The organism is Prochlorococcus marinus str. MIT 0918, from assembly GCF_027359415.1.
GTDB classification, from domain to species: domain Bacteria; phylum Cyanobacteriota; class Cyanobacteriia; order PCC-6307; family Cyanobiaceae; genus Prochlorococcus_E; species Prochlorococcus_E marinus_C.
This window is the reverse complement of the sequence record NZ_CP114780.1, coordinates 89,849-107,498: the sequence shown is the minus strand read 5'-3', so window position 1 is coordinate 107,498 and position 17,650 is coordinate 89,849. Positions and strand designations below refer to the sequence as shown.

At 31.7% G+C, this 17,650-nt stretch carries 23 protein-coding genes and 1 tRNA gene; 14 read left to right on the top strand and 10 right to left on the bottom strand.

What is annotated here, in order from left to right; genetic code table 11:
* Nucleotides 1-240: 240 nt before the first annotated feature.
* Nucleotides 241-978: an MBL fold metallo-hydrolase gene (locus tag O5636_RS00700; RefSeq protein WP_269622714.1), complete on the bottom strand. Its 738-nt coding sequence runs from the start codon at nucleotides 976-978 to the stop codon at nucleotides 241-243.
* Between the two features lie 277 nt (nucleotides 979-1,255).
* On the opposite strand from O5636_RS00700, the gene O5636_RS00695 reads away from it, so the two are divergent.
* Entirely contained in the window at nucleotides 1,256-1,441 is a 186-nt protein-coding gene (locus O5636_RS00695; RefSeq protein WP_269622713.1) for a hypothetical protein, read from the top strand.
* A gap of 50 nt (nucleotides 1,442-1,491) precedes the next feature.
* On the opposite strand, the gene O5636_RS00690 is transcribed toward O5636_RS00695, so the two are convergent.
* Together O5636_RS00690 and O5636_RS00685 are read right to left on the bottom strand one after the other, a co-directional pair.
* Nucleotides 1,492-1,665 carry a hypothetical protein gene (locus tag O5636_RS00690; protein ID WP_269622712.1) on the bottom strand — a complete coding sequence of 58 codons (174 nt, stop codon included), beginning with the start codon at nucleotides 1,663-1,665 and terminating at the stop codon, nucleotides 1,492-1,494.
* A gap of 72 nt (nucleotides 1,666-1,737) precedes the next feature.
* Nucleotides 1,738-1,911: a hypothetical protein gene (locus tag O5636_RS00685; RefSeq protein WP_269622711.1), complete on the bottom strand. Its 174-nt coding sequence runs from the start codon at nucleotides 1,909-1,911 to the stop codon at nucleotides 1,738-1,740.
* A 317-nt stretch (nucleotides 1,912-2,228) separates the two neighbouring features.
* Here O5636_RS00685 and O5636_RS00680 point away from each other — a divergent pair, with 317 nt between their 5' ends.
* The 6 genes from O5636_RS00680 to O5636_RS00655 all read left to right on the top strand — a co-directional run bounded on the left by O5636_RS00680 (nucleotide 2,229) and on the right by O5636_RS00655 (nucleotide 6,749).
* The gene (locus tag O5636_RS00680; protein ID WP_269622710.1) at nucleotides 2,229-2,660 is read left to right on the top strand and encodes a hypothetical protein; all 432 of its coding nucleotides are present in this window, start codon (nucleotides 2,229-2,231) and stop codon (nucleotides 2,658-2,660) included.
* 318 nt (nucleotides 2,661-2,978) lie between these two features.
* Nucleotides 2,979-3,176, top strand: a complete 198-nt coding sequence (locus O5636_RS00675) for a hypothetical protein (RefSeq protein WP_269622709.1) — start codon at nucleotides 2,979-2,981, stop codon at nucleotides 3,174-3,176.
* 64 nt (nucleotides 3,177-3,240) lie between these two features.
* The gene (locus O5636_RS00670; protein ID WP_269622708.1) at nucleotides 3,241-3,873 is read left to right on the top strand and encodes a 2OG-Fe(II) oxygenase; all 633 of its coding nucleotides are present in this window, start codon (nucleotides 3,241-3,243) and stop codon (nucleotides 3,871-3,873) included.
* Between the two features lie 54 nt (nucleotides 3,874-3,927).
* The gene (locus O5636_RS00665; RefSeq protein ID WP_269622707.1) at nucleotides 3,928-4,851 is read left to right on the top strand and encodes an AEC family transporter; all 924 of its coding nucleotides are present in this window, start codon (nucleotides 3,928-3,930) and stop codon (nucleotides 4,849-4,851) included.
* Nucleotides 4,852-5,013: 162 nt separating this feature from the next.
* Complete coding sequence (locus tag O5636_RS00660; RefSeq protein WP_269622706.1) at nucleotides 5,014-5,259, top strand: hypothetical protein; 246 nt, start codon at nucleotides 5,014-5,016, stop codon at nucleotides 5,257-5,259.
* A 182-nt stretch (nucleotides 5,260-5,441) separates the two neighbouring features.
* Nucleotides 5,442-6,749 carry an NRAMP family divalent metal transporter gene (locus tag O5636_RS00655; RefSeq protein ID WP_269622705.1) on the top strand — a complete coding sequence of 436 codons (1,308 nt, stop codon included), beginning with the start codon at nucleotides 5,442-5,444 and terminating at the stop codon, nucleotides 6,747-6,749.
* A gap of 281 nt (nucleotides 6,750-7,030) precedes the next feature.
* Here the strand turns inward: O5636_RS00655 and O5636_RS00650 are convergent, their stop codons facing one another.
* The 3 genes from O5636_RS00650 to O5636_RS00640 form a co-directional block, all read right to left on the bottom strand.
* Nucleotides 7,031-7,369, bottom strand: coding sequence for a phenylpyruvate tautomerase MIF-related protein (locus tag O5636_RS00650; protein ID WP_269622704.1), 339 nt, complete (start codon nucleotides 7,367-7,369; stop codon nucleotides 7,031-7,033).
* Between the two features lie 159 nt (nucleotides 7,370-7,528).
* Complete coding sequence (locus tag O5636_RS00645; RefSeq protein WP_269622703.1) at nucleotides 7,529-7,777, bottom strand: hypothetical protein; 249 nt, start codon at nucleotides 7,775-7,777, stop codon at nucleotides 7,529-7,531.
* Nucleotides 7,778-8,442: 665 nt separating this feature from the next.
* On the bottom strand, nucleotides 8,443-8,868 hold the full coding sequence (locus tag O5636_RS00640) for a phosphoribosyltransferase (RefSeq protein WP_269622702.1): 426 nt from the start codon (nucleotides 8,866-8,868) through the stop codon (nucleotides 8,443-8,445).
* A gap of 181 nt (nucleotides 8,869-9,049) precedes the next feature.
* Here O5636_RS00640 and O5636_RS00635 point away from each other — a divergent pair, with 181 nt between their 5' ends.
* On the top strand, nucleotides 9,050-9,535 hold the full coding sequence (locus O5636_RS00635; RefSeq protein ID WP_269622701.1) for a hypothetical protein: 486 nt from the start codon (nucleotides 9,050-9,052) through the stop codon (nucleotides 9,533-9,535).
* Between the two features lie 124 nt (nucleotides 9,536-9,659).
* Here the strand turns inward: O5636_RS00635 and O5636_RS00630 are convergent.
* Nucleotides 9,660-9,731, bottom strand: a tRNA-Gly gene (locus O5636_RS00630).
* A gap of 93 nt (nucleotides 9,732-9,824) precedes the next feature.
* Between O5636_RS00630 and O5636_RS00625 the strand changes: the two genes are divergently transcribed.
* Entirely contained in the window at nucleotides 9,825-10,145 is a 321-nt protein-coding gene (locus tag O5636_RS00625; RefSeq protein WP_269622700.1) for a hypothetical protein, read from the top strand.
* 12 nt (nucleotides 10,146-10,157) lie between these two features.
* Here the strand turns inward: O5636_RS00625 and O5636_RS00620 are convergent, their stop codons facing one another.
* Together O5636_RS00620 and O5636_RS00615 are read right to left on the bottom strand one after the other, a co-directional pair.
* The gene (locus O5636_RS00620; RefSeq protein ID WP_269622699.1) at nucleotides 10,158-10,298 is read right to left on the bottom strand and encodes a hypothetical protein; all 141 of its coding nucleotides are present in this window, start codon (nucleotides 10,296-10,298) and stop codon (nucleotides 10,158-10,160) included.
* Nucleotides 10,299-10,352: 54 nt separating this feature from the next.
* Nucleotides 10,353-10,622 carry a DUF3104 domain-containing protein gene (locus O5636_RS00615; protein ID WP_269622698.1) on the bottom strand — a complete coding sequence of 90 codons (270 nt, stop codon included), beginning with the start codon at nucleotides 10,620-10,622 and terminating at the stop codon, nucleotides 10,353-10,355.
* A gap of 217 nt (nucleotides 10,623-10,839) precedes the next feature.
* On the opposite strand from O5636_RS00615, the gene O5636_RS00610 reads away from it, so the two are divergent.
* Together O5636_RS00610 and O5636_RS00605 are read left to right on the top strand one after the other, a co-directional pair.
* Entirely contained in the window at nucleotides 10,840-12,033 is a 1,194-nt protein-coding gene (locus tag O5636_RS00610; RefSeq protein WP_269622697.1) for a metallophosphoesterase family protein, read from the top strand.
* Nucleotides 12,034-12,039: 6 nt separating this feature from the next.
* A complete protein-coding gene (locus O5636_RS00605) occupies nucleotides 12,040-14,790 on the top strand; it encodes an AAA family ATPase (protein WP_269622696.1) in 2,751 nt (916 codons plus the stop codon).
* 46 nt (nucleotides 14,791-14,836) lie between these two features.
* Here O5636_RS00605 and O5636_RS00600 read toward each other — a convergent pair whose 3' ends face one another.
* Nucleotides 14,837-14,983, bottom strand: a complete 147-nt coding sequence (locus O5636_RS00600; RefSeq protein WP_269622695.1) for a hypothetical protein — start codon at nucleotides 14,981-14,983, stop codon at nucleotides 14,837-14,839.
* 188 nt (nucleotides 14,984-15,171) lie between these two features.
* Here O5636_RS00600 and rffA point away from each other — a divergent pair, with 188 nt between their 5' ends.
* The 3 genes from rffA to O5636_RS00585 all read left to right on the top strand — a co-directional run bounded on the left by rffA (nucleotide 15,172) and on the right by O5636_RS00585 (nucleotide 17,520).
* Nucleotides 15,172-16,296, top strand: a complete 1,125-nt coding sequence (gene rffA / locus O5636_RS00595) for a dTDP-4-amino-4,6-dideoxygalactose transaminase (RefSeq protein WP_269622694.1) — start codon at nucleotides 15,172-15,174, stop codon at nucleotides 16,294-16,296.
* 154 nt (nucleotides 16,297-16,450) lie between these two features.
* Nucleotides 16,451-16,618: a hypothetical protein gene (locus O5636_RS00590; protein ID WP_269622693.1), complete on the top strand. Its 168-nt coding sequence runs from the start codon at nucleotides 16,451-16,453 to the stop codon at nucleotides 16,616-16,618.
* Nucleotides 16,619-17,070: 452 nt separating this feature from the next.
* Complete coding sequence (locus O5636_RS00585) at nucleotides 17,071-17,520, top strand: DUF1499 domain-containing protein (RefSeq protein WP_269622692.1); 450 nt, start codon at nucleotides 17,071-17,073, stop codon at nucleotides 17,518-17,520.
* The last annotated feature ends 130 nt before the right edge of the window (nucleotides 17,521-17,650 follow it).

Genomic DNA, 17,650 nt, shown 5'->3' with positions numbered 1-17,650 from the left:
GTAAGACTAAATAATATTAGATTAAATATTTAATTCAAAATATATAATTTTTTTTCTTTGACCTAGTTATAAAATTAAATAGTTATTCAAAAATTATTGGGAGTTAGAGATCATGAATTCAGAAGAAGGCGGGGGAATGGTTAATGGTTTAGTTGCGATAGCCATTTCTATCGTTTTTGCAGCTGGTATTGGCTTGCTAATACTTCATTTCGTTCCAGGAACACCCTTCTAATCAATTAATTAGATCTTTATTTCATAAAGTTTATCTAAAACTGGGTTGATAAATATTGAATCTCCATTAATTACTTTAGATGCTTCTTCATAAGTACCATTAACTGAAATTAAATTATTTAAAATTCCTGTAAAAGTTGCATCGCCACCGGTAGTACTAGCAAAAATGGTATGGGGGGTAAAAGTCTTTAAGAGTTTTGGTAAAATTGATTTCCCTTCAATAAAAGATCCAGCCAAAGGAATACTTAAATCAACAACAGGAGTAAAAATTACATCCACATGTCTTGGTTTTATGTGTTGATCTAGAAAACCGTGAGGTTCTACATAAAATGAGAAGTTTTTATTAGAAACAATATAACCATTTTCTGGGTTTGGGACATTAGCTCCTGCTGTAGCCTCAATAGTAATATGATCTATTTTAAGACTTTGACCTGGTAAAAGTTTTGAGATATTCCTAAAGCCAAGTTTATAAACTACTTTTACGGCACCTGCAGAACCTATAATTGGAATAGAGCGGTTAAAAAGATCTAATGATTCTGGATGTGAATGATCTGGTAAACCTTGAGTCAAAAGTATAAGGTTAATTTTTTTCGGCACTTGAAAATTAGATTTCAGTGTGCCTTTAATTAACCATGGACCAGGAAGGAAAACCAAATCTCCTTTAAACCAAGGGTCAATCAAAATCCTAAAATTATCTATTTCAACTAACCAGCTACTCGATCCAAAATAAGTGGCAGAAAAGGTCATTTATATGTCCTATGACAATAAGTGCTTATAGTCAATGATAAGTAAAGTTAAACTAAAACATTATTAAATAGACGAAATTTGATGGTCTATGCGAAAAGACATATATCATTTTAATTTATCGTTTTGTATAATTTAACTCATCACAGAAACTTAAAATAAAGTAAATAACGACTAAGCTTATATTGAAAATCTATTTAGGTGTAAAAGCCTACAGCCTCTATAGGTAACCTTCATTAGGTTGATTTTCATCCAATCATTATTCTTTTGATCAAATACCATGTCCTATGAATCTGGAAGTCTAGAATGCAGAAGACTTATTGAAAGCAAAGAGAATCTTCTTAAAGTTATCAAATCATTGGAATGTTTTGATAATATAGATGAAATAAATAAAAGTTTAAAGACTATATATCAAAGAATTGAAGAGATGCATGAAGAAAGAAGAAGAATTGAATATAATAACTAAAATAATATATATATTTTCTTGTTAAAAAACAAAAGTAATTTCAAATCAAATTATTTTAGTTTCTTAGAAGTATAGAAATCAATAACATTGTTAAGCATGTCTACAACTACTTTATTTGAACACTTGGTTTTTTCCTGCAAAGTAATACAAGCCTCCTTGATATTAACAAAGGCATCTTCACAAATCTCTCTTAATTCTTCTTCATTAAGACTGTTCTTAGACATATTAAAAAAATTTTTTTTATAATAGTATTAATATATAGAAAACGGCTATTTATTAGATAAAAATTAGCATATCTAATTTTTGACTCCCCTTATCTCATAATAAGGACGATCATCATAATCTGCATCAGAACAGCATAGATCTGAGTAAATACCTTCTAAAAGATCATAGGCATCATCATAATTATCAAATTCTTGTTTAGTGATGTGATCAAAACCACCATCATGTCTAGAAATTATATATTTCATTTGTATATGGAATATATGATTATATATCTTATTAATCAGAAATGAAGTAGGCGATTGATTATGAGGATATAAAGACGGTATTTATCTTACATACATCTTTAATACTTGTATTAAAAAGGGTATTCCTCTAATCAACAAGAAATAAATTCTTGAAGAAGCTAAGCTTAATTAAGTAATTGAATTTAGATATTGTAATTCAGGTCTGAAAAATCAAATAAACGCTCATAGAGGATATATGGACAAAAGTACAAATAAATTTTAAAACCATTTACTAAATCATAAAAGATTACTATTGTTAGTTAAATTAAACTGATTAAATGGCGAACCCAGTCGAATTTGGTTCATTCTATAAACTTCTTCGTTCAGTCCGAGATGGCAATGAAGTTAAGAGTAAGGAATTAGAGTGGATGCTTGCAGAATATGAACATGCCAAAGAAGCAACAAGCGCTTATGATGAATTAGGTCAAATTTTTTGCCATCATGGGGTAATGGAACTATATGACTACACAGGAACTGATGATATAAAGTATATTAATAATCTAGATAATTCAGTATGGGATTATCTAAAGATAAGAATGAAAGTAAGTTTGCATGATTTTATGATTAAATCAATGCTTGATCATGCTAAACAACATCAATTAACCAAGAAAATTTCAAGCAGATGGAATATTGAAACTGATGAGATAGACACTAATATTGAAGATCTTGCTAAATATGTAACAGAAGGAATCATAGAAATAATCACTTAATTCAGTTCAAAGGAGCATATCAGTCCTTATAGAGAAAAATGATTAATATCAATTGATTACTAAATTAAAATCTTTTTACCTTAGAAGAAAATATGAATTCTCTTAAATTTATTTTAATAAAATATCTTCATGCCTAATATTAAATTAATCAATCAAGATAAGATGTTAATAAGATAGGTTGAATTATATAAATCTTAAAATCAAACACAAAGATATTTTTCAGCTGAAACGATAGAATTACAGCCTGCAAAACAAAATTGACTACTTAGAGTAGCTTTCCTTGCAAATGTAGGTAACATAAAGTGAATATTAAATGCTATGCAAGAAGTCAATTCAGCAATTGAATCACTTTCTCTTGCTATGATTCATGTATTAGATAGGTCCAAGCACGTAAAGGGGAAAGATCAATATGCTTTGATCAACGAATTCGCCGAATGGATTGTAGATTTACCTAGTTACGAAGATGTTCTAGCTTTCCCGGATATGACTTCCGAGGAAAAAAAGCATGAAGCTTAGCTAAAAACAAATAAAGATCCTAACTATAACTCTTTATTATTAATGCTTAAAAACATATTTATCTATGTATTTAATAGCCTCCTATAGCAATAAAGGATTTGAAACTGTAGCCGATGGGATTATTGATTTTTTTCATAGGCGTACTGATTTACATAGGAAAGGCATCGCATTTGGGAGTCAACTGAATGGGGTACCAACAGAGGCTAAAATATCTACCGATATTAGTCTTGTGGCTATTGACCGCTCAGATCCAGAAGGTTTTGCACTTTCTCAGGTCCTCTTAAAAGGAGTAAATGCTGCTCTTAATTGTTACTTAAAAGAACGCCCCCTCTTTAAAGAGTGCTGCCCTGACAAAGATCTTTTTATAAATCCAATATTTAATATACAAAATTATGCTCCTGGCGAAGGTTTTAAAGAATGGCATTGTGATTGGACTATTAATTCTGAAATCACAGAACCTACTGCTAGGGTACTTGCATGGATTCTTTATTGTAATGATGTTACCTCTGGAGGTACAGAGTTTCATTGGCAAAAGCATCATGAACCTGCAAAACGTGGAAAGCTTATAATCTTTCCAGCGGGATTATCTCATATTCATAGAGGTCGCATTAGTCATATTGCTACTAAAACAATTGCAACAGGTTGGATTAACGCCGGAAAAGAGGGGGCATATCTATCTCGACTAGCTGCTCCTTAATAAAGGATCAATCAAGAATAACAATTTCTCACTAGAACAGTTTTTAATAATTTGATGAATATTTTAAATCTAATTACTGAGTTAATTCCATGTCTTTTTCTAGGGTATTTAATTGGGCAATTTGATCAAAACATTTCAACAAGAGTAGCTAAACCACTTAGCGAATTTGGAATTCCCATAAGCTTAATGGGCTTACTTCTTAATACTGGTATCGATTGGAATCTTTTAGAAGCTGCATTTATAGGATTATTAGCAATTGGCATTTTAATAGTTACATTAATTATTTACCAAAAATACAGAAAGGTTTTTTTAAATTCTATTTTGCTTCTAGGAAGTACCTTCGGAAATACAGGCTATTTTGGAATTCCCATATCTTTATCTTTATTACCTACTGAGGCACTGAGCTTCAGCATGGGATTTGATATTGGTGCAACTTTACTCATATGGACTGTAGGGCCATTCATAATTGGGGATGCCGATAAAAAGTTGACAATACTTGAAAAGTTTAAAGTTTTCTTAGGACACATAACTAAAAGCCCTGCAAGCAAAGGTCTACTTGGATTCCTGATAATTAGTATCACACCATGGGATAAGCCAATAGCTTCGATTCTTTGGATTCCATCTAAAATTGTCATTTTCCTAGCTCTTTTAATTGTTGGCATGCGTCTTGGGGTATTAAATCCCTTTAAAAAAGCAACTATTACTAAAGAATTTCAAACAGTAAAAAATAGCTTATTAACAAAGCTAATATTATTTCCAACTTTGATGCTTGGAATATGTCTAAGCATTGGTATGAATAACATTATGAGAAATGCATTGGTTCTTCAGGCTGCTGCTCCTACTGCATTGTCAATATTATTAATCGCTGAATCAAGTGAACGAAATCAAGATATAGCCCGCTCACTTGTCGTCTGGAGCACGCTTTCGTCATTAATAACCATACCTATATGGTCATTTGTGCTGCAAATCATTAACTAGCAAATCAGGGAATTAATCTGCTTTTAAATATCTCTAACATTATTAATTTATTAAAGAGACTTAAAATATTTTTTGCTTTAAGTCCTGAAAACAAAGAATTTATCGCAATTTTATAAAATCTTTGCCATTGTTATAAGAACTTACTCTTTTAGTTCAAAACACATGTCTACACAAGAACTGCTGGAGGATTCACTTAGAGAACCTGCTATAGGGCAAACTTCTAAATTTCATTGGCACGCTACACCTATTGGAATAGCTGCATTATGCAAGAAAGAGATACCTAACTCTCCTAAAGTATCCTACGAAGAAGCACTTAAGGAAGGTTTGGAGGTTGGTCTGGATTTAAGTAGAGAAGAAAGAGAGTCACATTATTCAAAAAAAGGGTTAGTGATTCTTTTTTACTCTTAAAAAGAAAATTAATACTTACTAATCATTCAATTAGATAATAGAAACTCTATATGCTGAAGTCTTAGCTGGATACATATGATTCTATAAGCGAAAAATGGAAAACTATAATCATCTACTTTTGTAATCTAAAGTACACAATAGTTGTTTTAGTACTCACCATAGATAAGACAACTAACTTAATAATGAAAGATTTGAGGCAAGGAATTCAAAAAAGCCTAGGACCTGGCATTCTTCTAGCTGGTGCTTGCATTGGGGGTTCGCATTTAATGTCTTCAACTACAGCTGGAGCAAAGTTTGGGTTTAGTTTAATTGGACTAATTTTATTGACTAATTTAATAAAGTATCCATTTTTACTTGTTGGTACAAGATTTACAGCAGTTAGTGGACTTTCATTACTAGAAGGGTTTAAAGCTAGAAGCAAACTATATTTACCACTTTATCTAACTGTCAGTTTGATAACTGGAACCTTTACTATAGCTGCAGTAAGTTTTGTTTCTGGTCTTCTTTTAACTAATATCCCGTTACTTTCACTTTCCCCTCCTATCGATTTATCAATAGGAGTATTAATTATTAGTGGGCTAATTTTACTAATAGGTCAATACAAAGCGCTAGACCGAATATCAAAATTTTTAGTGATTCTGCTAACAATTTTAACAGGATTTGCTCTAATATCACTACTGATAAGTGGTTCAATAGATTCAGTAGTGATAAACTTATACGATTCTAATCCAAGCCCATGGAGACTTGAGAACCTTTCATTTTTAATACCACTAATGGGATGGATGCCTGGTCCAGTAGAGCTATGTGTTTGGCCATCTTTATGGATGTTTTCTAAAGAAAATGACACTAAACATAAAGCAAGCATTGAAGAAGCTGAATTTGATTTTAATCTTGGCTATTTAATTACTGTTATTACTGCAATATTTTTTGTATCTCTTGGTGCTTTAACAATGTACGGAAGTGGAGAAACAATGATGTCAGGGAGTGGAGTGTCTTTTGCTCAAAACCTTATTCGACTTTACACAGAAGCTATAGGAGGTTGGGCTAAATGGATAATTGTACCGGCCTCTTTTGCTGCAATGTTTAGTACTACACTAACTTGCTTAGATGCCTACCCTCGTAGTATTTCTGCTATACAAGGTCTTTTACAAGCTAAAGATAGGGGAATAACCTCTTCTTCTAAAGAAAAGAAACGCTTAAAATTATGGATTGTATTGCATGTATTAGCTTCTATATTTTCACTACTAATAGCAAAAACAGGCGGCATAACAATCAAAGATTTTGTGTTTGGTGCAATGTCAGGAAGTTTTTTAACTGCTCCTCTATTTGCTTGGATGGCAATGGACACTATTAATAGTTCTCTAATATCAAAGAAATATCGGTATGGAAGGTTAATGAAAGGCTTGTGCTGGTTTGGATTAATATTCCTTTCAGGATTTAGCTTGTTATTTATAGCTAATTCATTTTTTGGGTTTGGAATTATAAAATGAATGTTAGCTGAATAATATTAATTACCAATTAAATTAAATTGAATCTTATTTAGAGATATAAGTACCTTTAGGATATAATTTTGCAATCGATTTATACTGATGGTCTATTTGCTCTTCTCGACTAAGGTATACTTTATGGTTAAGTAATAAAAGATTATTAATAATCCATAGAAAAAAGCAAACTATAAACAACCAAGGTATTGGATGGGCCATATTATTTAAAAGTGTAATTTATAAAATGGCAAAATTCTAAAGATTTGTCATAAGTATTTAGACCTGTCTTATCCAAAAGTCCTACCATCCCAACCCCATAATTTTGCCGGTACATCCTCAAAACTAATATAAATACGATCACTAGGGATCCCAATCCTTTCTTCTATCAACTTGCAAAAAGCCTTCGACATATTAGACGGATCAATCGAACCTATTGATTTAATTTCTATATAACAAGAAGCTTTGGGTGTTCCACCAAAAGTCATAGGAACATTTTGATGAAGTTGTGTCATGACATAACTTTCTGGCTTACCGGTTAATGAAGATAACTCTTTCGAAAGATCTTGAAGAAATGACTGAGGGTTCTCAATATCACAACTTGATGTTTGAACTGTAATTAATGGCATAAGACAAAAGACTTTTTAATTAAACCTATCCATTTATAATATTAACCAATGAAATTTTATACGTGCAAAGTTTAATAAATAAATTTATCTATTTTAAATGGCTTTTAATGATATTGCAATTAAATTTCCAACCTAAAAGAATAGATTAAATATATTTAATCAAAACTTTTTAGTTTCTCTTACAACAAAAGTACTTTTGGTTATCAGATCTGTTCCTATTACTTCAAGTCCTTTGACACTAGAGATTTCCCCTTCAAGGCCTTCCAATTTCATCTGTTCTATCATGGTTTGAATTACTTGGGCTTCAACCAGCTTTTGATCAATCCTATCAGGAGTAATTTTTTCAAACAACTTACCGGCCTTTGCTTTTACAACCTCAGACGCATTGGTAATATTCAATAAAATCATTTAAGATCGGTTTTAAGTTCTACTAAGAGAATAATCAAATCAAACATGTTGTATATCCTTATTAAAAAAAATTCTATTGATCTTCAACTAAAAGTAACAAATGTGATGGTATTTATCTAGCTATTAAAGTTGGGCTATCAATTTTTCGTAAGGAATTAAAACTCATTGATTTTCTTATTATAAAACTTACGCTTATAGGAAAACTTCTGCTCAAACCAGCAACAACCAAAAAAAAGACCCTTGCGACATGCGCTGGGTCTGGGTGATGGGGAATACTCTTTTTAAATGATTTAACTGAAGAAATCAAGCCCCCAAATATCGACCAATTTTATTTAGGCTGACACCACCAATAGCGTCCAAGCTCACTCAAGTAGTACGAATGTTCTTCTAGGAATGATTTCTCTACGAAAATCACGTAAAGCCCACCTAAATTATTTTGATGAATTCCTGAAAATCGCACTATTTTCTAATTCTTCTGAGGAAAATTGGATTTTTACAGTGATAACTTAAAAAAACATCTCTTATTTCCTAAAATATAAGGTCAACCAGCTCGACCAAAAACACATATTGTCCCAATGGATGCACAAAACACTAAAACACAGTCTCAAGCCCATTTACACTAAAAGACATTCTCAGATAAAAGCTCTTTGGATTAATTAAATAATCTAACTGGAAATATCCTGGGAATAATTTGGATAACTCAATTTACTACGCATCATTAGATAAGACCTCTCATCTTGTTCTGCAAATTGATGGTCTTCCCAAGGGAACACAATCCAATCCTTCGAATCATTCACTTCTACTGCATTCCACCAATCGGGCACTACCTTACTAATCCAAACAAAAGTACTAATACCAGGCAACTCTCTTACTTTATTTAAAGTAGCTCCTGTTTCATAAATATCATCAACAACTAATGAATCAGGCATAGGTTCATACAAAAAAGGAATTCTCATTGAATGACTAACTGCAACTGCCAAGCACAAGCCTCCTCTAGGGAAGCCATAAACCCCTCTAAATTTTTTATGTCTACATGAATGGGTAATATTCAATACACAAGCATCAAAATCATTCCATGTTAATAATCTCATAATTTTTTAATTTTATAAATTTTTACTTCCTATTAAGGTTATGTGAATCAATATTATTATCTTTAGAATCAATCATGTAAATTAAGATAAGAATTCAAACTAAATCTCTAGCATTAATTAGAGAGTTGTTGAAGCGACTTTCTTTTTTTATGGTAGATATAAATTAGGTGCCTTCCTCTCAATGTCTCAATTTACAATCAAGCTAAGCGCTAAGGCAGATGCCTTAATCGCTCAACTTCAAAAAGAAATCTTCAATCGTAGGCGTAAGAAAATCACAGCTGCAGGCGTAGTCGAATCCTTAGTAGAAAGCGGTGCAAAGTCTCAATCTGACAAGCGATATGCTTCATCTTGGATGAACTTAATTAAGGATATTGAAAAGGCCGCTAAAGTATCTGAGGTCCATGGAAATAAACCCGCAAATCTTAGTTCTGATGAGTGGGCTATGGTCTTAAGCCATCGCACACGCAAAGGCACGAAAACAACTAAACCATCTGCAAATAAGGCTCCCAAAGCAAAAGCAAAAGCAAAAGCAAAAGCAAAAACAACTAAAGCCGTAGCAAATAAAAGCTCTGTTGCTAAACAAGCTACAGATACGACTGCAGTAAAGCCAAGAAAAGCGAGAAGAGCCAGAAAATCACCTACTAAAACAACAGAAAAAAATACTTAAAGGCCATTAAAATCGAGCACTTGAGAAAACCACTACACCTCATTTGTAGAAGCTGTTATAAATTCCTCAATAAAAGCAATCACTATTTTTAGTAGTTATTTAAATAATAAAAGCAACTCTATGAAGCGGATGACCAGATTTGAACTGGCGACATTCAGCTTGGGAAGCTGACGTTCTACCACTGAACTACACCCGCATGCAAAGACACTAGCCAAAATAATCTTATATCATTATTCTAATCTTGATTTCCAAGTTTCATTTTCGAATATTTTATTAATCATAATTTCTAATGAAAAGTAAAAGCTTCACAGTCCCAAGCAAAATGATTAAATACCATTGCCCATACTGTTCGACCTATCTTGAAGTCAAGAGAACCATCAAAAATAAAGAAATGCTCTGTGTTATTTGTAAAGAGCCTTTAATACAAGTATCCATAGTAAAACCAACTCAATTACTTGCTCTCATTTTATCAGCTGCTTTTATAGCACCATTAATAATGATGACTGTTGTTTTTACTAATGGTCAAAACAAAAAAAACAATCAAAAAATATCATCTCAAGTTCTTATATACACTCATTTTTTAGAGTATAAACAATTAAGTCATAGATAGCTTCCTGAATTTTCAAGTACCTCCTCTAAAGGAATACAAATCGATACCCTTCATCTTTAAAAAGAACATCCCAAGAAAAGCAACTATATTCAGCGCAATAACAAAGACCCAAATACGCCATGGTTGATTTCTAACAAACTCAGACAAATTCATGAGTATGTCTCCTGGTTAGCCAAACGCTAATTTCGTAAATTTTATTTTATCTCATCAGTATTTATCCAATTTATTAGCTAAATAACCAGATTGTATAATTCCCATCACAAAGTCAGCATTAATTATTTTCACAACTCCAGTATCTATATCAATCACTTGAAAAAGAGTATTTACATTAGCATCTATTGAGTTACCTACCCTACTAAGCACTTTACCAACCCACCAATTACTAGGGGCTTGATCAGAGGAAGAAATGGCCACAAAATCACCACTTCTAACAGAAAGAAAAGTCACGCCAATCACAGCACATCTACTAGTATTCATGTACTAGCAGCAAAAAGTAAGCTTGTCAACCATGGAGAAAAAGAGGCTTGGTCAAATCTCAATAAAATCCAACTATGTTTTCTAAATAAAATATGCAATTCACTTGAAAGAAGTAAACCATTATAAAAAGCTTAAACTTATTACTATTAATCAGATGATGCAATTACTCAATTTTATCGGATAATTAAGAGAACTATACACACGAAGCTAGGAAAAATTGGCACGTTTTATCCATACAGCAGATTGGCAGATAGGTAAGCCGTATTTACAAATAAAAGATGGTCAGAAGCGTTTCAAACTTCAACAAGAGCGTTTGAATGCTATTAACCGTATTCGAGATTCTGTAAAAAGGACCTCAGCTCAATTCGTTCTAGTAGCAGGAGACTTATTCGACTCACCAACGCCATCTATCCCTACAGTGGCTGAGGTGTTGCAACCTATAGGAGAAATGAATGTTCCAGTACTAGTCATACCTGGCAATCATGATCACGGGGCACTTGGAACAATTTGGCATAATGAAATTTTTAAAAAATATCAAAAAGAAATAGCACCAAATCTTCTAATTTTGCTTGATTGCCAACCAATTGAACTAGCAGAAGCTGTTATTTTTCCATGTCCCTTACTTCGGAATAAAAATAATATTGATCCAACACGCTGGCTAAGAAATTTTGATTGGAGTAAAACATCCATTACTAAACCGAGAATTGTTTTAGCTCATGGCTCAGTCTATGAATTTGGACCTCGTGATTATGCCTTGGAAAAGAACACAGAAAAATCATATATTAGTAATGTTATTAATTTAGAAAAGTTACCAAATGATCAGATTGACTACATAGCTTTAGGTGATTGGCACAGCCTAAAAGAAATCAACAAGAAAACTTACTACTCAGGGACTCCTGAACCTGATCGTTTTAATCAAGGAGAAACAAACCAGCGTGGTCAAATTTTACACGTAGACCTTACAAGAGATCATCTACCAAAAATAGAATCTATATCAACTGGTTATATTCACTGGCACAACATAGTTATTAACTTTCATAGCGATAATGACATAGACAAACTTAGAGATAAAATAAAAATACTAACCTCTGATCGTGTTTCAAGAGATCTTATAAGACTAGAAGTTAGTGGAAATCTTAGTCTTGCAGGTCATCAAAAATATGAATTGTTAAAAGAAGACTTGAACAACAAGTTATTAAGACTACGTATTAAAGGTGAATGTCAAAAAGCCCCAGAGGATGAAGAATTAGAGCAATTAACAAGGTCAATTGAAAATCCTTTAATAGCTCATGTAGCAAATCAACTCAAAGAGCAACTAAAAGAAGAAGAGAAAGAAAATCCGATATCTGAAAAAGCTCAAATAACACGTATAGCTCTATGTGAGTTATATCAACTTGCTGTGAGAGATTAATAACTTATGCGCCTAATTAACTGTCGAATTCAAAATGTAAGAATACACGCTGATCTTTCAATAGACTTTTCTCCAAGAATTACATTAATAGGTGGAGCCAATGAGACAGGTAAAAGTACATTAATAGAGAGTCTTCACAGGACATTATTCCTTAAAGCGACTTCTACAGGTGCACCTATCGAAGCTCTTAAATCCAAATTATATTTAGGACACCCCACTGTTCAGATTAAATTTGAAGCAATAGGCAAGGTTTATTTATTACGCAAGCGATTTACAGGGCATTCAGGGCAAATCACACTCCTCAATGAAACTAATGGAGAACAGGTCTCAGGGACAAACGCAGAAGAATTATTAGCAGAATTAATTGGGGTCAAAGAATCCTTAGGTAGCCGACAAGCAAATAGCCTTTTAGCAAGTAGATGGGCACATTTGTGGGTAATGCAAGGATCTGCGTTAAATAACCTACTTAATAAAGATAAAAGCAGCTACGACTTTGACTCATTGGTAAGTCAATTGGAAAAAAAGGGGGGAGCTACTATTCAACAATCTATTCATGACCAAAAGGTCGTAAAAGAAATTGAAAAGAAAGTCGATCAAACATTTACAAGTCGTGGCATTAAAAAAAATTCTGCCTTATGGGAATGCAAAAAACAGTTAAGAAATTCAGAAGAATTATTGGCTTCGGCTCGATCAAATATCAAGGAATATGAAAAAGCAAGTGAAGAGCTAATAGCAATTAATGAAAAACTTGCTCAGATAAATAACAATCACCTACCAAATCTTCTACAAAAGAAGTCTATCTTATCGGAAAAGGTTAGAGCATGTGAAAATATAAAAGCAGATATAAATCTTACTGAAAAAGAATCAGAGCCAATTAGATTTAAATATAATACATTAAATAAAGTAATAATAAATATTAACTTTCTTGAGAAAGCAATAAAAGGGAAGGAACTCAAAATAGAAAGCTTACAAGCGGAGCATAATACACTTCATGAAAAAGAAAATAAACTAAAAAATGAGTTGAAGAAACTAAAAGGAAACCATAGAAAACTTAAAATGGATCTTTTAGAAATAGATAGAAAACGTCAACTGATACAACTTTTAATCGATCAATTTCTTAATGAAGAAATAATCTATAGACTGAATAAGCAACTCAAAGAACAAAGGGTTTTATTTGAAAAGAGAAAGGCATTAGAAGAAGAGTTAGATTTACTCCCTAAAATAAATCATACTGATTTAAAAAAAATAAAAGATCTACATCAAAAGCTTAGAGATATTATTACTCGCAAGAGTACATTAGCTTCATCTATAAAAGTAATAAAATCCAATCAAAAAATTCTGATAAATGATGATGAACTAAAAATTGGTACTAAAAAACATATGAATGAAAAGTTTGAATTAAAAATAGGCAAAGAAATCTTTCTAGAAATCCAACCGGGGGGGGGAATTAACCAAGATAATTTAGAAAATGAATATTTTGAAGCTGAAAAGAGCTATTCAGATTGTCTCTCTAAATTTCAACTGAAGTCATTGGAAATTGCAGAAAATAATTTTATAAAGAAATCTTCTATTGAGCAACAACTTGAAAATATAAATTATTCGAGTCAGCAAGAGATTATAACAACAGAAAAAGAAATAAACGCCTACAAGTTAAAAGCTATAGAAATAAAAAAAGGTATTTCGAGTCTAAATATACATCTAAAAGAATTAGGTGTTAATGAAAATTTTATTGCAAATGATATGAATGAACTAAAGAAAATACAACAAAAAACTGAAGCAAGCTTTACTCATACCACTACTTCTTTTAGACATGTGGAAGAGAACTTAGAAACTACCGACTTAAAAGTAAATGACTTTATTGTCTCTAAAGTTAAAGCTCAGAGCAACTTAGAAATCATTAAGAGTGAAGTAAAGTCTTCACAAAGAAATCTTGATCTTCTCCAAAAAGAAAATGGAGATAGTCCAAGGTTAATTAATCAATGTCTAGCTATCAAAGCACAACTACAGGCATCAGAAAAAAACTTGGGTAAGCTAAGGAAAAAGCTTGAATCTCTAATAGATTATGATTACGCAGCTGAACTTTTAAACATTGAAAATAAAATTGAATCAATAACCAAACAAAGAGAAGATTTGATTGCTGAAAGGGGATCAGCACAAAGAAACTGTCTCGAAATTAGCTCTCAAAATCCCTATGAAGCTCTTGAAAAAGCAAAGGTACAAATAGAAACTGCCAAAGCTGAGTACACATCGCTCAAACTAATCACCGAATCACATAAGTTATTACAAACTCTTTTTACTACTGCCCAATCAGATCTTTCCAACCGTTATACAACACCTTTAGCAAAATCCATTGGATTATATCTAAGGCCTTTGAGCAACGATAGAGAAATAGCAAAATTAGCTTTTGATCAAATAGATGGCTTTTCTGGAATTCAACTTAGACGGGGAAATAATTTTTATAATTTCGATCAACTAAGCGGAGGGATGAAAGAACAATTAACAGCAGCATTACGTTTATCTATGGCTGATGTTCTTAAAGAGAAATATAATGGTTGCCTACCACTTGTTTTTGATGATGCATTTACAAACTCTGATCCAAGAAGAATTGAGCTGGTCAAAAAAATGCTAGAGACTGCAATTACTAATGGATTGCAAATAATATTGCTAACATGTAATCCAAATGACTACTTGTCTTTCGCAAATAAAACAATTTTATTAGAGAAAGTTAATCAAAATAAGGAAAGCCAAATGAAGTAAACTTATAAAAGATCTATACTAGTAGAGTCTCTTTAAACAAATTTTGTTAATGCCATCTGATACGGTCTGGGTTAGTTTTCTCTATCTTTTTAAGTAATAAAATTAATGCTGCAATACTGAAAGGGCCAAGAACAAATACAATACTTATAAAAAGTTTAATTTCAGTGCCCAAAACTCCTATCAAGTTATTCATTGATCTAGAAAAACTATTAATTATAGTAATTATAATTACCATAAACTAATAAGCAAAGATTGCTTAACCTATTTCTTCAATATAGTTCCATGAAAAAGAATGAACCAAAAACCATAATATTCAAACTATTAATTAGACTCTTTTAAGTAATTTTTTTAACGCATCAAAGTCTACTTCATCGCATTCTAATGATTCCTTTTAATAAACCATACATGACAGGGAACGAAATTGAGAATATTTCTCAAGCCTATTTAAAAAAACAACTTGCTGGAGATGGGTATTTTACCAATAAATGTGAGTATTGGCTTGATAGGTTAACTGGAACAAAGAAATCATTACTTACTAATTCTTGTACGTCTGCTCTAGAGATAGCATCAATATTAGCAAATATACAAAAGGGTGATGAAATAATATTACCCTCATTTACTTTTGTATCAACAGCCAATTCATTTGTTATTAGAGGTGGAAAACCTGTATTTGTAGATATAAGAAAGGATACCTTGAATATAGATGAGTCTTTAATTGAGCCTGCTATTACAGATAAAACAAAGGCAATTATTGTTGTACACTATGCTGGCGTTGCATGTGAAATGGAGAAAATAAATAGTATTGCAAAAAAACATAATTTATTAGTTATTGAAGATTCAGCCCATGGAGTATGTTGTTACTATAAAGGCTTACCTCTAGGTTCATTAGGTGACTTTGGATGTTATTCGTTTCATGAAACTAAAAATCTAATTTCAGGACATGGTGGAGCTCTATTAATTAACAATAGTCAATATATCGATAGAGCCGAAATTATTAGAGAGAGAGGAACTAATAGAAAGGAGTTTTCTGAAGGGAAAGTAGATAAATATTCATGGAATGATATTGGCTCTTCATATATGCAAGGAGAATTAGTTGCTGCTTTTCTCTGGGCACAACTAGAAGCTGCCAAGTCAATAAATAGTAAGCGTATTGCTATTTGGAACATTTACAAAGAAGGATTTAAAGGTCTTGAAAAAAAAGGTGTTTTGAGAACTCCATATGTTCCAACCTATTGTAAACATAGTGGCCATATTTTTTATTTAATACTTAAAGATCAAAAAATGCGTAATAGCTTTATTTCTAAAATGAAAGAGCAATCTATTTCCTGTCTTTTCCATTACATACCGCTACACGAATCTTCATATGCAAAAAAATTAAATCTCGATCATAACGAATTACCTATTACAAAATCTATCTCAAATAGAATCGTAAGACTTCCCTTATGGCTTGGTATTGAAGATAAATTAGATTACATCATTACCAAAGCACATGAGTTTATAAAATAGAAATGGTTCTTTAAATATTTCTTATCGTGAATCAAATTTTACAATCTTGAGTAACTTTTAATGACGCATTTTACTTCGATCAGATTATCAAGAAGAGTACTAAACCCTCAAAAAATTAATAAATAAGTTAAAATCCAATACCTTCTATAAAATCATGACCTCAACTGGATTTAATAAGCACGGTGTAGACGCTGCTGGTATCCATTGGGGACAATATGCGGCAATGACTCTTATGTCGTTACTTATTTTTTTTCTTGCATTAGACAAAGCAGTACCTGGTTTTCACAATTCTATTCTTAGTATGCTTTTCAAGCTTCAGTAAGGTAATCACTTATAAGGTGTAGTTATATAGCTTGTATAAATATTAGTTTTGACTGACCAGCTTATAATTAATCAAAATGCTCTCTATCATTACAAAAATCAGATTCTAGAGAAATAGCCTAAGCACAAACACAAGTCTTTTGAGTGTTTACTTCATTCCAAGGAATGAATTACTAAGAAAATCTATGGTTTTCTCTTTAAAAAGCCAAAAAACCCACGACTAAAAAGAATTTTTACTAGTTTCTATGTTCCTGTGAGTACAAGGTTCAAATGGCTCAACGAATCTCCGTTGCTTTAAATTCAATTCCTATTGCAAATAGAGAATTACTAGAATTTACTTTTTTCTGTATTATTGGTTTTACAGGGGGCTCATTAGGAATATTATGAATTTTATTTCCTATATTATTGGTTATAGTTTTTCTAACCTCTGAAATAAAATCAATACTTTAAGAGATGATTCCAGAAAAGCATAAAAATGAATTTAAACCTTTTGCAGTATTAACAAAGCAAATCTTATATATTCTCCTTATTCTGTGCATTGCAGCTGAAAGCGCCAATGCTGCTATAACAAATAACCAAAGTGATAATTATTTACCGGAATGCATCGTAGTTACCCACTGTGTAAGAGAAAATTGGGAAGTCAATAATGTAGAGGATGTATTTGAAAAGACTGCGCTGGAACTATCACATACTCCAAGAACAAAAATAGTTAAGAAAACTAATTCTTTAATTGAAGCTGAAGCTAAAACAAGGTGGAGAAGGTATACAGATGACCTATTAATCAAAGCAATACCTAGTGAGAATATGATTCAAGTAAGATCAGAATCAAGAGTAGGGATAGGAGATAATGGTGTAAATAAAAAAAGAATTGACCAATTAGCTAAAAAGTTAGAAATAAAATAAACAATTTCCTTCTAATTCTTAATTTTTTCTTGTATAAAAATCAGATATAATTTTAATGGATTATAATTACTTTCATATATCAATAACTATTTCTATTCTTCCAATCTATTGAAGGAAATAACCTAAATAT

What these genes read in the sequence shown, in the direction of transcription:
- O5636_RS00700 (WP_269622714.1), bottom strand. Translation starts at nt 978, where the DNA reads ATGACCTTTTCTGCCACTTATTTTGGATCGAGTAGCTGGTTAGTTGAA.
- O5636_RS00695 (WP_269622713.1), top strand. Translation starts at nt 1,256, where the DNA reads ATGTCCTATGAATCTGGAAGTCTAGAATGCAGAAGACTTATTGAAAGC.
- O5636_RS00690 (WP_269622712.1), bottom strand. Translation starts at nt 1,665, where the DNA reads ATGTCTAAGAACAGTCTTAATGAAGAAGAATTAAGAGAGATTTGTGAA.
- O5636_RS00685 (WP_269622711.1), bottom strand. Translation starts at nt 1,911, where the DNA reads ATGAAATATATAATTTCTAGACATGATGGTGGTTTTGATCACATCACT.
- O5636_RS00680 (WP_269622710.1), top strand. Translation starts at nt 2,229, where the DNA reads ATGGCGAACCCAGTCGAATTTGGTTCATTCTATAAACTTCTTCGTTCA.
- O5636_RS00675 (WP_269622709.1), top strand. Translation starts at nt 2,979, where the DNA reads ATGCAAGAAGTCAATTCAGCAATTGAATCACTTTCTCTTGCTATGATT.
- O5636_RS00670 (WP_269622708.1), top strand. Translation starts at nt 3,241, where the DNA reads ATGTATTTAATAGCCTCCTATAGCAATAAAGGATTTGAAACTGTAGCC.
- O5636_RS00665 (WP_269622707.1), top strand. Translation starts at nt 3,928, where the DNA reads ATGAATATTTTAAATCTAATTACTGAGTTAATTCCATGTCTTTTTCTA.
- O5636_RS00660 (WP_269622706.1), top strand. Translation starts at nt 5,014, where the DNA reads ATGTCTACACAAGAACTGCTGGAGGATTCACTTAGAGAACCTGCTATA.
- O5636_RS00655 (WP_269622705.1), top strand. Translation starts at nt 5,442, where the DNA reads ATGAAAGATTTGAGGCAAGGAATTCAAAAAAGCCTAGGACCTGGCATT.
- O5636_RS00650 (WP_269622704.1), bottom strand. Translation starts at nt 7,369, where the DNA reads ATGCCATTAATTACAGTTCAAACATCAAGTTGTGATATTGAGAACCCT.
- O5636_RS00645 (WP_269622703.1), bottom strand. Translation starts at nt 7,777, where the DNA reads ATGATTTTATTGAATATTACCAATGCGTCTGAGGTTGTAAAAGCAAAG.
- O5636_RS00640 (WP_269622702.1), bottom strand. Translation starts at nt 8,868, where the DNA reads ATGAGATTATTAACATGGAATGATTTTGATGCTTGTGTATTGAATATT.
- O5636_RS00635 (WP_269622701.1), top strand. Translation starts at nt 9,050, where the DNA reads ATGTCTCAATTTACAATCAAGCTAAGCGCTAAGGCAGATGCCTTAATC.
- O5636_RS00625 (WP_269622700.1), top strand. Translation starts at nt 9,825, where the DNA reads ATGAAAAGTAAAAGCTTCACAGTCCCAAGCAAAATGATTAAATACCAT.
- O5636_RS00620 (WP_269622699.1), bottom strand. Translation starts at nt 10,298, where the DNA reads ATGAATTTGTCTGAGTTTGTTAGAAATCAACCATGGCGTATTTGGGTC.
- O5636_RS00615 (WP_269622698.1), bottom strand. Translation starts at nt 10,622, where the DNA reads ATGAATACTAGTAGATGTGCTGTGATTGGCGTGACTTTTCTTTCTGTT.
- O5636_RS00605 (WP_269622696.1), top strand. Translation starts at nt 12,040, where the DNA reads ATGCGCCTAATTAACTGTCGAATTCAAAATGTAAGAATACACGCTGAT.
- O5636_RS00600 (WP_269622695.1), bottom strand. Translation starts at nt 14,983, where the DNA reads ATGAATAACTTGATAGGAGTTTTGGGCACTGAAATTAAACTTTTTATA.
- rffA (WP_269622694.1), top strand. Translation starts at nt 15,172, where the DNA reads ATGATTCCTTTTAATAAACCATACATGACAGGGAACGAAATTGAGAAT.
- O5636_RS00590 (WP_269622693.1), top strand. Translation starts at nt 16,451, where the DNA reads ATGACCTCAACTGGATTTAATAAGCACGGTGTAGACGCTGCTGGTATC.
- O5636_RS00585 (WP_269622692.1), top strand. Translation starts at nt 17,071, where the DNA reads ATGATTCCAGAAAAGCATAAAAATGAATTTAAACCTTTTGCAGTATTA.